The 14,053-nt window shown below is 52.9% G+C and carries 11 protein-coding genes; 8 read left to right on the top strand and 3 right to left on the bottom strand.

The features are described from left to right. The first annotated feature begins 1 nt into the window (after position 1). Positions 2–160 (top strand): hypothetical protein, encoded by a 159-nt coding sequence (locus FZZ88_RS01620; protein ID WP_166016808.1) that lies wholly within the window; start codon positions 2–4, stop codon positions 158–160. A 475-nt stretch (positions 161–635) separates the two neighbouring features. On the opposite strand, the gene hemW is transcribed toward FZZ88_RS01620, so the two are convergent. Further along, on the bottom strand, positions 636–1,847 hold the full coding sequence (hemW, locus tag FZZ88_RS01615; RefSeq protein WP_166016809.1) for a radical SAM family heme chaperone HemW: 1,212 nt from the start codon (positions 1,845–1,847) through the stop codon (positions 636–638). A gap of 39 nt (positions 1,848–1,886) precedes the next feature. Between hemW and FZZ88_RS01610 the strand changes: the two genes are divergently transcribed. From FZZ88_RS01610 to cbiB, 5 genes are all read left to right on the top strand, one after another. Continuing rightward, the gene (locus FZZ88_RS01610; RefSeq protein WP_166016810.1) at positions 1,887–3,044 is read left to right on the top strand and encodes a PIN/TRAM domain-containing protein; all 1,158 of its coding nucleotides are present in this window, start codon (positions 1,887–1,889) and stop codon (positions 3,042–3,044) included. Positions 3,045–3,068: 24 nt separating this feature from the next. Next, positions 3,069–3,737 (top strand): ATP-dependent Clp protease proteolytic subunit, encoded by a 669-nt coding sequence (locus FZZ88_RS01605; RefSeq protein WP_166016811.1) that lies wholly within the window; start codon positions 3,069–3,071, stop codon positions 3,735–3,737. Positions 3,738–3,791: 54 nt separating this feature from the next. Beyond that, positions 3,792–4,394, top strand: coding sequence for an ATP-dependent Clp protease proteolytic subunit (locus FZZ88_RS01600; RefSeq protein WP_115023781.1), 603 nt, complete (start codon positions 3,792–3,794; stop codon positions 4,392–4,394). 62 nt (positions 4,395–4,456) lie between these two features. Then, on the top strand, positions 4,457–5,452 hold the full coding sequence (gene ilvC, locus FZZ88_RS01595; protein WP_166016812.1) for a ketol-acid reductoisomerase: 996 nt from the start codon (positions 4,457–4,459) through the stop codon (positions 5,450–5,452). 116 nt (positions 5,453–5,568) lie between these two features. Continuing rightward, complete coding sequence (gene cbiB / locus FZZ88_RS01590) at positions 5,569–6,588, top strand: adenosylcobinamide-phosphate synthase CbiB (RefSeq protein ID WP_226423642.1); 1,020 nt, start codon at positions 5,569–5,571, stop codon at positions 6,586–6,588. Positions 6,589–6,595: 7 nt separating this feature from the next. Here the strand turns inward: cbiB and FZZ88_RS01585 are convergent, their stop codons facing one another. Further along, a complete protein-coding gene (locus tag FZZ88_RS01585; RefSeq protein WP_166016813.1) occupies positions 6,596–7,354 on the bottom strand; it encodes a sugar transferase in 759 nt (252 codons plus the stop codon). A gap of 31 nt (positions 7,355–7,385) precedes the next feature. After that, positions 7,386–8,615, bottom strand: coding sequence for a glycosyltransferase (locus tag FZZ88_RS01580; RefSeq protein WP_166016814.1), 1,230 nt, complete (start codon positions 8,613–8,615; stop codon positions 7,386–7,388). A gap of 65 nt (positions 8,616–8,680) precedes the next feature. On the opposite strand from FZZ88_RS01580, the gene FZZ88_RS01575 reads away from it, so the two are divergent. Then, positions 8,681–8,950 carry a hypothetical protein gene (locus FZZ88_RS01575; protein WP_166016948.1) on the top strand — a complete coding sequence of 90 codons (270 nt, stop codon included), beginning with the start codon at positions 8,681–8,683 and terminating at the stop codon, positions 8,948–8,950. A gap of 1,223 nt (positions 8,951–10,173) precedes the next feature. Further along, the gene (locus FZZ88_RS01570) at positions 10,174–13,818 is read left to right on the top strand and encodes a multicopper oxidase domain-containing protein (RefSeq protein WP_166016815.1); all 3,645 of its coding nucleotides are present in this window, start codon (positions 10,174–10,176) and stop codon (positions 13,816–13,818) included. Positions 13,819–14,053 lie beyond the last annotated feature (235 nt).

Here is a 14,053-nt window from a genome sequence, read left to right as displayed (position 1 = left end):
TATGGATCAAGCTGAAATCAACAATTGGATATCCATCGCGGAGAGCATGGAAGCCAAGGGCGATACGGAGAGTTGGTTTTACCTCCGCGCTCGCGCAATTGCTGACGGGAAGGCGGATCCCATGCCCAATATTTCAGAGTTGATGACCGATCCCTCTTGATCTGCCTGATCAAAGTGATGCACTGCAACGCCAGGCAAAAGATGGGAAACAGTCGAAATTTTTCTCAAGCGGAACCGCTGACCGGTGACTTCCGATGGAGGTCAGCTACTACTCATAGGAGACTGTTATCGAGACCTGATTCGGCTGATTTAAGCGTTTGGGGAGACGCGGGCGAGGGAACCCGCGAACATTCCGCCTCCCAAGCGCTTGCAGTGGTGCTGGCGCCAAATTCATCTTCACAGCCAACTTGAGGAGATCTGGCTAGTAATTAATGCCTAATTCGCTGCATTTGATACCCAGCGAGGGGTCGCCTGTCAGCGAAGATTGCTTCGAAGGCAGTGGTGCCTTCAATACGTCGTTTGGGGGTGGGCTGAGGGGCCTACCTCTTTTTTTGTGAGCATGCTGCGCGAAGCAGTCATACACACGTGTCTCGCCCAAGTCGCTGATACCAGTCGCGACAGCAGCCGCTTGTTGATCAGATCGATTGCTGTGATTGGGTTTTGGCCTTACCAGTCCTCTCCAAGACCTCTTCCCACCACAGAATCACCTCAATCAGCACCTGATTGCTGACAGCCATTCCCTCGGGGTCGGTGAGGCACCAACGCCCTGCCCGCTGCTGCAGCCATCCACGCTCAACGAACGGCTGCAAGCGACGGACCAGTGCATCGGCATCAAAGCCATGCAGCGTCACCCCTTCCCGGCGCCGCAGCCCTACCAACAATTGGTCATCCAGTGGAAGACCAGCCTCGACGACGGTTTCCTCAGGAGGGCTGTCGAGCCATGCCGCATAGGCAGCCCGTGTGCGTGGTCGCGCCAAGCGCTCCCCCCAGGGCGCTGATGTCGCTCCCATCCCAAATCCCCACCAACCGGCACCGCTCCAATACACCCGGTTATGACGTGAGGCATGGCCAGGCCGGGCATGGTTGGAAATTTCGTAACGGCTGAGGCCTGCAGCAGCCAGCCGTTGCGTGGTTAGGTCCATCAGCGCAACGGCGAGGTCGTCATCCGGAAGTTTCAGCGCGCCAAGCGTGCGTTGGCGATCAAACACGGTGCCCGGTTCCACCGAAAGGTCGTAGATCGAGAGATGGGGGGCCTGACTGGCAATGGCCTGATCCAACTGCGACTCCCACGCGGCCACGGTCTGACCCGGCAGGTTCTGAATGAGGTCAAGACTCCAGGACTGGAGGACTCCGTCGCGCCTGGCCTGCACCAGCCAGTCGATCGACGCCAGAAGGTCGTGATGCCGATGCCGCCGCCCCAGCTGTTCGAGCACCGAGTCGTCAAAGCTCTGCCCCCCCAAGCTGATGCGATTCACCCCAAGGGCGAGAACCGAAGACAACTGGGCACAGTCAAAGGTGGCCGGATCCATTTCCAGGGTGATTTCCGCACCGGGTTGAAGCCCGAACTTTTCCGCCAAGGCATCGAGCAGTGCAGCGATCTGATCCGGACACAAGAGCGATGGCGTCCCGCCACCGATGTAGACCGTGGAAAGGGGCGGACCGACTGGGGCAGAAGCGATTTCGCGATGCAGAAGGCTCAGGTACTCGCGGATGGAGCGACTGCCAGGCCCCTGGTCGGCACGGGCTTGATCCCCCAAGGGAACAACCGCGAAATCGCAGTAGAAACAGCGCCGGTGGCAGAAGGGAATGTGGAGATAGGCGCTGCGGGGAGAGATGGGATAGGGCATGCTTCTGGCATCTGGATTGAGCTGCCACGACCTGAACCCATGGTGGATCCGCTCATCCTTCTTCTGTTTGTGGTCTCCGGTGCAGCCGCCGGATGGATGGGAGTTCATCTGCTTCCTGACGGACTGGTCACCGAAACCACTGATGCCGAACGACTCCGGCTGATTCTCAGCGGATCGGGAGGCGGCATCGGAGTCATTGCCGGCTTGGTGTTTCAAAGGCTCCGGGTGCGCTTGATGCAGCAAGTGCGCACCATGCCCACCGATCTTTTGGTGAGCCGGGCTGTCGGCCTGATCCTCGGGCTGCTGGTCGCCAATCTGCTGCTGTTGCCCGTTCTACTGCTTCCGTTCTCCGGGGGAATTGCCCTGCTCAAACCGCTGCTGGCAGTGGTGAGCAATGTCTTTTTCGGAATTCTGGGAAGCAACCTGGCGGAGGTGCATGGCCGCACGCTGCTGCGCCTGTTTAATCCCGCCAGCACGGAAGCCCTGCTGGTGGCCGATGGGGTGCTCACCCCAGCCACGGCCAAGATCCTCGATACCAGCGTGATCATCGATGGTCGGATCCGAGGAATGCTTGCGTGCGGCTTGCTGGAAGGACAGGTGATCGTCGCTGAATCAGTCATCGAGGAAATGCAGCAGCTGTCGGATTCCACCAATGTTGAGAAACGGGCCAAGGGCCGGCGCGGATTGAAGCTGCTGAAAGATCTCCGGGAGACTTACGGGCGACGGCTTGTGATCAACAGCACCCGTTACGACGGCAAGGGAACGGACGACCGCTTGCTGCAGCTGGCCTCTGACACGGGCGGGACACTGGTAACAGCGGACTTCAACCTGGCGCAGGTCGCCCAGGTGAAAGAGCTCAAGGTGATGAATCTGAGTGAGCTGGTGATCGCGTTGCGGCCTGAGGTGCAACCCGGCGATGAACTCAAACTCAAGATCGTGCGTGAGGGCAAGGAGGAGAGCCAGGGCGTCGGCTATCTCGACGACGGAACGATGGTGGTGGTGAACGATGCGAAATCACTAATCGGCCAACGCAAGCCTGTGGTGGTGACCGGTGCGCTGCAAACCCCAACAGGCCGGATGGTGTTCGCCCGCCTGGACTCCAAAGATGCAACAACCGACACCAAGACTTCAACCAAATCGAAAAGTCAGGGAAAACCGGCCAAAACCAGCCACCGCAAGCCCGCTGACCCCGGCTAGGCTCGCCTCACCGCGATGGTGGAGATGACAACTTCGGCCCCGTACTACGGCGACAGCGCCGTGATGCGCACACCACCTCCCGACCTTCCGTCCCTCCTACTCAAGGAGCGGATCGTGTACTTGGGCTTGCCCTTGTTCTCTGACGACGATGCCAAGCGTCAGATGGGAATCGATGTCACTGAGCTGATCATTGCTCAGTTGCTCTTTCTGGAGTTCGACAACCCAGAAAAGCCGATTTACTTCTACATCAACTCGACTGGAACCAGCTGGTACTCCGGCGAAGCAATCGGCTTTGAGACCGAAGCCTTTGCCATCTGCGACACCCTCCGCTACGTCAAACCACCGGTGCACACCATCTGCATCGGTCAAGCCATGGGAACCGCAGCGGTGATCCTTTCAGCAGGAACAAAAGGTCAACGGGCTGCCCTGCCCCACTCCTCCATCGTTCTGCATCAACCCCGCAGCGGTGCCCGCGGCCAAGCCACGGACATCCAGATCCGGGCCAAGGAAGTGCTGCACAACAAGCAGGCCATGCTTGAAATCCTTTCCACCAACACCGGACGGTCCGTGGAGGAGCTAAGCAACGACTCCGACCGGATGAGCTACCTGACACCCCAACAAGCCGTTGAGTACGGACTCATCGACCGTGTGCTCAGCAGCCGCAAAGAACTGCCCGGCAATACCTCCGTCTGACCAGCGGCATCTGAATCCGCCCCTCCTGCACTTTTCTTCTCAACGTCCTGAACCATGCCGATCGGTACTCCCAGCGTTCCCTACCGCCTCCCAGGCAGCCAGATGGAGCGCTGGGTCGACATTTACACCCGTCTTGGGGTGGAGCGGATCCTCTTCCTTGGCTCTGAAGTCAATGACGGCATCGCCAACAGCCTGGTGGCCCAGATGCTTTACCTCGACTCAGAAGACAGCAGCAAGCCGATTTACCTGTACATCAACTCCCCCGGTGGCTCTGTCACGGCTGGTCTGGCGATCTACGACACCATCCAGTACGTCAAAAGCGAGGTGGTCACCATCTGCGTGGGCCTCGCCGCATCCATGGGTGCCTTCCTCCTGGCAGCCGGAACGAAAGGCAAACGTGTTGCCTTGCCCCACAGCAGGATCATGATTCACCAGCCCCTCGGCGGCACCAGCCGGCGCCAGGCCAGTGACATCGAAATCGAGGCACGAGAGATCCTGCGCATGAAGGAGATGCTCAACCAATCCTTGGCCGACATGAGTGGGCAGAGTTTCGAAAAAATCGAAAAAGATACCGACAGGGACTACTTCCTCAGTGCAGAGGAGGCCAAGGAGTACGGACTTATCGACCGGGTGATTTCACATCCCAACGAAGCCTGAACGGAACGGGGCAGGCCGCTGCGTAAGCTCGTCCACTGCACTGTTGCGCAAGCCCGCCCCGGATGGCCCAGCTTTTCTACGACTCCGACGCCGATCTCGGTCTGCTGAATGGCAAGACCGTGGCCATCATTGGTTATGGCTCCCAGGGTCATGCCCATGCCCTGAACTTGAAGGACTCAGGGGTCGATGTGGTTGTGGGCCTGTATGACGGCAGCCGATCAGCAGAGAAAGCCAAGGCCGATGGGCTTGAGGTTTTGAGCGTGGCCGATGCTTCTGCCAAGGCCGACTGGATCATGGTCTTGCTGCCTGACGAGTTCCAGAAGGACGTCTACGAGAAGGAAATCTCACCCCACCTCACTTCAGGCAAGGTGCTCAGCTTCGCTCACGGCTTCAACATCCGCTTCGAGCTGATCAAACCCCCTGCAGATGTGGACGTGGTGATGATCGCCCCGAAGGGCCCTGGCCACACCGTGCGCTGGGAATATCAGAACGGTCAGGGCGTTCCTGCCCTGTTCGCGATCGAACAAGACGCGTCCGGTAACGCACGGGGCCTGGCCATGGCCTACGCCAAAGGCATCGGCGGCACCCGTGCCGGCATCCTGGAAACCAACTTCAAGGAAGAGACCGAAACAGATTTGTTCGGTGAGCAGGCTGTGCTCTGCGGCGGTCTGTCCGAACTGGTCAAGGCTGGCTTCGAAACCCTTGTGGAAGCTGGATACCAGCCCGAACTGGCTTACTTCGAGTGCATGCACGAGGTGAAGCTGATCGTGGATCTGATGGTGAAGGGAGGACTGACCTCCATGCGCGATTCGATCTCCAACACCGCGGAATACGGCGACTACGTCAGCGGCCCCCGGCTGATCACCGCCGACACCAAAGCCGAGATGAAACGCGTTCTGGCTGACATCCAGGACGGCACCTTCGCGAAGAACTTCGTTGCCGAGTGCGAAGCAGGCAAGCCGGAAATGAAGAAAGTTCGCGACCGCGACTCTCAGCATCCGATCGAGAAGGTGGGCAAGGGACTGCGCTCGATGTTCAGCTGGTTGAAGGACGCCTGATTCAGCGCGAAACCTAAACGCCCGGTGGAATCCTCCATCACTCACCACAAACCCCGCTCTGCTGCCCTTGGGGCGCTGAGCGGGGCTTTTTGTTGGATCCTGGGTCGTCACCGCCAATGACTTCAGGAGAGATGGGAAGCCTGCTGATCCTTGGAGCAGCACTGCTCGATCAGCTGATCGGTGACCCGATTCGGATCCTCCATCCCGTTGTGGTGATGGGGTGGTGGATCCGGCAGCTGCGGTGCAGGGTCGAGCAATGGGCCGGTGACCATCCCACGAAGCTGCGCTGCGGAGGTGGCCTGATCAGCCTGATCCTGGTGCTCGGAAGCGCCATAGCCGGTTGGTGCCTTGAGCGACTGTTGTGGCTGCCAACTCCGTGGCAGTGGCTGGGAGTTGCGATCCTGACCGTGGGCTTAGCCAGTGCCCTGGCGGCCCGCAGCCTGACTGACAGCGTTTTGGCGGTGCTGGAAGCGCTCCCGGCAAGGGACGAAGGCGACCTCGAGACGGCACGCCGGAAGCTGAGCAGGATCGTTGGACGAGACGTGCAGAGCTTGGATCAAGCTGGACTGCTCAGAGCTGCTGCCGAGACAGCCTCAGAAAATGCTGTAGATGGCGTTTTCGCACCCTTGTTCTGGATGGGCATCGGTGCGTTGCTCTGGATGGTCATGCCCGCAGGCCCTGGCCCACTCGCTCTGGCCTGGGCCTTCAAGGCCAGCAGCACGCTCGATTCCATGCTCGGCTATCGCACAGGGCGCCTGCGCTGGCTGGGGACGGCTGGCGCACGCCTGGATGATCTGCTTACGTGGCTGCCCTGCCGTCTAGTGATGCTGACGCTGCCTTTGGTCTGCCCGCCATGGTCACGCTGGGCGCAACGGGTGCAGGCCGCAGAACGGGATGGGGCCACAGATCCATCGCCCAATGCAGGTCGATCAGAAGCGATCTACGCCCACTGCATCGGGATCCAACTCGGTGGTGAGAACCGTTACGGAGAACGAGTTGTGCAGAAACCGGTTCTGGGAGCTGATCAACCGACAGCCAGCCTTGGGCTTGTCAGACGTGTTCTGAACGCATCAAGTCGATTGGAACTCCTCTGGATCAGTGCTCTTCTGATGATTCAACTGGCCATCATCCACTGAAGACCAATCAGTAGGCACCACGGTCCATCGGCAGAAGCAACACACCAAAGGTGCGCAGAATGATCGCGAAATCCAGGCTGAACGAGCGGCCACGGGCGTAGGCCAGATCGAGCTTGACGCGTTTCTTGTAACTCAGGTTATTCCGACCACTCACTTGCCAGAGCCCTGTCAAGCCTGGGCGAACAGAGGCAACTTCATCCATATAAGGGCCATAACGAACAAGCTCCTTATCGACAATCGGGCGTGGGCCCACCACGCTCATCTCGCCGCGGAGCACATTCAAAAACTGCGGCAGCTCATCAAGACTCGAACGGCGGAGGAAACGACCCAGCGGAGTGATCCTGGGATCACGCTTGAGCTTGAAGTCACGCTCGAATTCAGCCCGCAGCGATGGGTCAGCCTCCAGGACACGGGACAAAACAACATCGGCGTCGGCACGCATGGTGCGGAACTTGATGCAACCGAACCGTTGGTAACCCCGGCCCACCCGACGCTGGGTGTAAAAAATCGGCCCCGGTGAACTGAGCTTGACCAATCCAGCAAGGAGAAGGAGCACCGGTGAACCAAGGCCGAGAACGGTCAGGGAAAACGCGATGTCGCCAGTTCGCTTGAACACCCTGCCCCATCGGTTCTGATGGCGAATCAGAGCGAGAGCCGGCAGCTCCGAGGGGGGGGCTGAGATCAGCGCAAGGTGGGGCTTGTACTTGCCACGGCGAGCAGCAAGACCAGCGGTCTGAAGCAAGGATGGCCGAGAGGCCGAGGTCAAAGGCTCAACCTGGGACTCAGCACACTCAACGTCACAGGCGGAGTCCTGACATCTCGGCGGGGTCACTCGCTGCAACGTCACAGCCGCGTCGATGGGCCTGCCAGGCGGTTTGCAGAGCAGATTCAAAGCGCGCGGCGAATGCTTCTGGGCTAAACCGCTCGGCCCACTGACGGATGGCTTCCGAATCAAAGGAACGCCAGATCCGGCCTTGCTCAAACCACTCCACAGCCTGAACAAGAGACTCCACACTCTGTTCCGGGAAAAGAACCCCAGTGGGCTCTCGCAACCCGGCCGTTGCACAGCGCACCGTGTCCAATAAACCTCCACGGCCAAGGCCGATCACGGGAGCCCCAGCGGCCATCGCTTCCACAGGAGCAATGCCGAAATCCTCGAGGCCTGCATAAACAAAAGCGCGACATCGGGCCAACAGCTCCTCCACCTGTTGCCCAGACTGTCGGCCAAGCAAAGTGACGGTTGGCCCTGCCAGAGACTCAAGCCGAGCACGCTCAGGCCCATCCCCGACTACTAGCAGGGGCAGGCCCAATCGATTAAAGGCTTGCACCACCAAGTCGACTCGCTTGTAAGGAACCAAACGACAAAGGCAGAGGTAAACGTCGTCTCGTGCTGAATTCCAGCGGAAGCGGTTGACCTCCACAGGGGGATGGATCACGGAGGCATCACGCCCCCAATACTTACGAATACGGCGCGCCGTGAAACGGGAATTAGCAATGAGATGATCCACCCTCTGAGCACTGAGCTGATCCCACTGGCGCAGGGCATGCAGCTGCCAGCGAATCAAAGGCCCGAGGCCACGCCTCGCGAGGGCTGAACGCTCTAGATAAGCGTGCATCTGATCCCAGGCGTAACGAACCGGTGTATGCACATAACTGATGTGCAACTGCTCCGGACTCGTCAGCACGCCCTTGGCCACAAGATGACTGCTGCTGATCACCAGCTCTGCTGCGCCGAGGTCGATCTGTTCCACAGCAAACGGCAACAAAGGCAGGTACTGCTGCACATGGCTGCGACCCCAAGGCAGGCCTTGAATCGGGCTGGTCAAGACAGATCGGCCATGCAACCAACTGCCAGTCCGGCAGGATTCGGCATCAATAAGGGCAGCCAGCTGTGGTTCGCAGCCGCGGCTTTGCAGCAGGGAATCAATCGCCTCAACAACACGTTCAGCACCACCGACCGAGCGTGGTGAGAACCACTCGTGAACCAGAGCGATGCGCTGCGGGAATTGGTCCGAAGCCGAGGGCATCCAGCCACAATGATGCGAACGATACGAAGTCTCTCAGCTGATTGCAGGACCCTGCCGAGGTCACGATGCTGGTCCACATGTCCAGTACGAACCTCACCATCAACATCCTCCTGGAAGAGGCGTTGAACGAACCGGACATCGGCACCACAAGCCGTTTCCGATGGCATGCCACGGCAGTGGGAATTGCTGCGCTCTGCATCGACAGCGCTCCGCCATCAACACCCCCTTTTGAGGATGCAGTCAAAGAAGGGCTCAATGTGGGGCTCGATCTGAGCAGAGAAGAACGAGAGTTCCATCAAGTGGAACAAGGATTGGTTCTCTTGTTTCACTCCTAAGGGATGAAGCGATCGCTGGTAACTACTATCAAAGAGAAACCAGACAAGCCACGAAGTGATACATAGATCGAGGAACTCCAAGACAAGGAGAAATGTATCGTTAACAGAACTAAAACCGCATGGGGTAAGCAAACCAGGCCATGGGCAAAGATCACAAAGGCATAGACCACTTAATGCATCAAAGCAAAATAAAAAAGCGATGGACAGAAAACACCAATCAATCGGAACGGCAACACAAAGGGCACGATGAGACAGAAAACCAAAGGGAAGCGAGCTCGACACGTGATCGTGATCGCAGGTGCATCTGGCACAGGCAAAAGCCAGTTAATTCGCAAATTAAGCCAGAAACCGCATGATCCTTTTAGCTTAAAAGTACTAAAACAATTGGACTGTGATCCGAATCAAAGACTGAAACGGTCAACGGTGGAACGCATGCAACGGTTAATGGATCCAGCGAATTTCAAGAAGCGAAAAACCAGAAAGCTAAAATACTGCTTATTGGTCCACATCGATCTGACAAGCATCAATCACAAGAGCAATTTGAAGCTATTACGCAAAATATCCAAACGCACCAAAAGGGTCGACATCATCACCCTATACACATCACCAAAAGAATGGCGCCAACGAATATTTAATAGACTGCACACAGAGGATGAACCTTCAATGCGGGCTGCGATAATTGCCCTAACAACGAGGATAAACAAAAAACTATCGGACACGCTATATCACAGAGAATACACTAAGTGGCTGAACGGCCTGGAACAACTAAGATGCAAGAAGAGTACAATAATCAATACATTTGACAAAACAATTCTTACCTCAATCCCCCAGGCCAGCAGATAAACAACAATCATCATCAGAGAACGCCAGACAAAAAAATAAACTATTCCTTCCCAAATCAAGGGCCACAGCATCCTCCATTCAATCACCAGACGAGAAAAGACAGAGAAGAAACAAATGATGAATGGATTGAATATAGAAATATTGAAGTGCAAGGCATTCAACGGCGATCAGCTAAAAAACACAAAAACTGGAAGAAGGCGAAAGATGGTCAAAACGAACAACCTCTAATAAAAATAGTGCAGAAACCAGGGAAGAAAATGAGCGAAAATCAATGCGAAGGGAATGAGAAATGGGAAGCAAGAGAGAAAAACGAATAAAGCATAAAAAGAAAGGCCAATAAAAGTACAGCTCCTAAAATTGGAAAGAACTGAAAACGCATCGTGGCAAACCTGGAAGCCCTGCAGAATGCAAAGACGATTGGTCAGAAAAATTTCGAGAAGTGGTCGAGCAATGCAGAGTTAACGTTAATTGCTCAAGACAGCGCATTTTTCAATGTGCTTCCACAGCATCAAGGGGATATCGACATAGCCAGTGGGTGGCTTGATTGGCAAAAAGCAAATATTGGACACAGCCAGGGCAAATATGAAAGAACAAATGAGGATGGAACATTCTATTCAAGTTGGGGACCAGAATTTGATGAAGTCAATATTGACTTATCACTTGCATCACACAAAAAAATTACGGTAGATGGTTTTGGTGAAATAAGAGTCAGGGAGGAGTTCTCAGAGAGCATCTATGACAATGAATTCTGGCTTTATAACGGTCAGACGCCGGGGCCTGTCATCATCGCGGATCCAGGAGACACTATAAAAGTCAAATTAACAAACAATCTTGGCATAGATGCTCAAACAAAGGAATGGAATGGAACAGTAGAACGTACTAATCTTCATTTGCATGGCTCCCACGTATCACCACAGGGAAAAAGTGATAATGTCATGATTGCCGTGGAAAATGGTGATAGCCAAGAATATGAATACAAAATTCCTGAAAATCATCCGAGTGGATTGCTTTGGATGCATCCACATCTACATGGTTCAACATCATTGTCATTGGCAGGTGGCGCGGCGCTACCTGTATTCATTTTGCCAGACTCGGAAGATACAAACAATCTAAGCGGATATGACCCAACAAAAGAAAATATTCACCTATTAAGTTTGCAATCATGGGCGGTTGAACAAGAGGTTAATCCTAATTTTGAGCAGGAAGAGCATAACTGGGAAAAAACAAAACAAATGCCTGCGAGGGTATTCAGCGACGACGAAGGCAATTATTACAAATACAGCTCTTCACCCTTCAACGGAAACAACTACCAGCCATTAGCACACTTTATAGATAATCCTTGGTGGGGGAGAGAAGGAAAAGGTTCAACATATGCAGACTATGTAGCAGCCGAAACAACAGAGAATTTAATACACACAGTCAATGGACAATACAATCCCACGATCAAAGCCAATACAGGTGAATGGGTCACGTTTGGCTTTCTGAATTTCTCATTGAATTCCAGTCATGTTATCCAGTTGATTCGTGTTGATGATGACGGAAACATAAGTTTGGAGTCGCCAAACTTATTGGGTATAGATTCCGATATTTCACGATGGGCGTCGGAATACGACACCTCTGTTTCAACACTGCCTGGAATATCACCGGGCGGAAGAGTTACAATACAGCATTCCTTTGACAAACCAGGAGATTATTACTTTATTAGCAATGCAAGCGAAGAAGTACTCGGAGATTTAGCACCTAAAGAAACAAATAGAGCCAAGAATTCTAGTGAAAATTATCTTGGGTATAACGATGGCTTTCAAATTACTCCATCTCAGGTCTTAGCCACCGTAGAAGTAACAGGAAATGCGGTGCAAGGTTCTGATCAGCCTGATGCTTGGAACTACCTAGATGATCAGAGAGCTCATGCACTCGGGCTAAAAGAAGAAGCAGCAACGACAGGGGTAGCTCGAGAAAGAGAATTTAATTGGTACACAAACGCGGGGAAAATCGATAGAGAGATAGAGCGTGGGACGGAAATAGGGCCTGACGGCGAAGAATATATTGATCCTGGATACAACGATCCAGTAAGTTGGGAAGGGGTATGGACAATCAATCAACAATATTGGACACATGAACCAGATTACAGTCCAACGATATCAATTGCCATGTTGGACACATTAGAGCGATGGTCCTTAGTTAATAGTTCAACATCTACTAAAAGAGATACATGGCCGAAGGACAACCCGCCAACACAGATACAAGTAGGTCAATCCCATCCATTTCACCTGCACCAAAATGAATTCATTGTCGAAACAATTAATGGACTGAATGTAGGAATAGATCCCAGCACACATCAAGTTGGAGATGCGTACATAGGCGATTCGCTGGTCGATGTCTACCAAATGGCACCAGCCTATGCGAAGGGAACTGCAACAACAGAGAATCCATTTGGAACTCCAATGATTCTGGACGGAGAGGGTAACTACATAGACGGCAATGGGAAGAATTGGGGATCCGAGTCGAGAGCCTATGGAGCAGCACCAGAAGGTTATTTAGAAAACTCAAAAACCGATATTTTAGTTCGCTTTGAAGACTTCACAGGCTTGTATGTAGATCACTGCCACTTGTTGTTCCATGAAGATGGAGGAATGATGGTGCCGGTATTAACCATCCTCAACACCAATGACAGTTGGATCACGAAGGGTTCAAGAACAAAGAACAGTGTTGATATATCACTTGGATCGAACCGTGAAAACAAGATTCAATTTCAGCCATTTGAGAGTTCACGATCAAGGGGGGTCAACATCGCAAGTGGCGATATCAATGCATTGAACTTTGTACCCGGACCAGAAGCAAGAACAGTCCATGTAACCGACAACATTGAAGATATTGCCGTCATTGAAGCCAGGTCTTCAAATAAAGGAAGGTTCAAACTCAATATTTTCGACGGGCAGAGTACAAAAGATTTTTACTCGGAAAAACTCAATGGGAATGATCCCAAGCTGGATACACTAGAAAAACTAAAAGAGTTGACAATTAGCGCCGAAGGAAAAGGAAACCGCAAAAACTTAAAATCATCCTTGGCAGTTGGTGATATTAATGGGGATGGTTATGACGACATCATCGTTGGAATTTCAGGCAAGAACTACGATGCCAAAATTCGTGTCTTTAGTGGGTCGAATTATGAGGAGCTATATTGCTTAACACCCTTCGATGGTGCGAAAAGCGATGGAATTGATCTTGCAGTAGGAGACATGAACGGCGATAACTATGCAGATATTATTGTTAGCCAACTAGAGGGTGGGCAAGGAATGGTAGATGGCTTCAACGGAAAGAAACTAACAGATCATTCTGCGATGGGGTGCAAAGACGAGAAGCTATCGAATATGGCAAAGCTCTGGGGTCGACCATCATATTTTAATCCACATGGTAATACTGATAATGCCGTACGAATAGCAATTGGTTATTCACTTCCGGATGAGCAACCACAAGCACCTGATGGTGAAAATTATAATTTCGCCCATGAGAAGTATAACCAGACCTACTTGGCAAATCTTTCAACAATGATGGTCGATTCAAAATCAAAAGGTAAAACTTCGGAATTAAAGAACTGGCTTCTTAATTCATCCGAGGGTGCTCATGCTGGTCATGGTGGTGATGATGGGCATAGCATGATGAAGATGGAGAGTAAAAGTGAAGCGGGTAACATGATGGATATGGGTAACGATAATGAAGTAAATAACATGATGAGTATGGGGGATGAGATAATCAATCCAACGAAGACCACGAACCACAAAGGCAGCAAAGTCACTGAATTAATAATGAATGGAGAAATCACATTGGACCAGAGATACACAGATATAGATTTTCAATATTTTGATATTGACGCAGACAATAGGGGGCAGGGAAGCTTGCTGTTAACGCAAGATGATGGAGACGCAACACTAATGCACCTAACCAAAGATGCCGTATATCATGGTGTGGGAGATAAAAGGCAAGCTACATGGCATTTGGAATCTGATTACTTTAGTTGGGCATAACGTGAATCATAGAAACATACGAGATGAAAGTTTGTTCGCATAAGAACCTGAACGATGAGTGGTAGATTGAAATTCCAATATTGATGACAAACAAGTAGCATGCATACCGATAATTTTTAATTCAGCTTTCACATTATGAATGAATAAACAACTACACGCAGACACAAAAACAAATAAACGTTAAAGGGAAGAGCCCTTAAAAGTAGAGCTCCTAAAATTAGGGGAAAGAAAATGT

The organism is Synechococcus sp. PH41509, from assembly GCF_020514285.1.
Classification (GTDB): Bacteria; Cyanobacteriota; Cyanobacteriia; order PCC-6307; family Cyanobiaceae; genus Parasynechococcus.
This window is presented reverse-complemented; position numbering and strand designations above follow the sequence as displayed.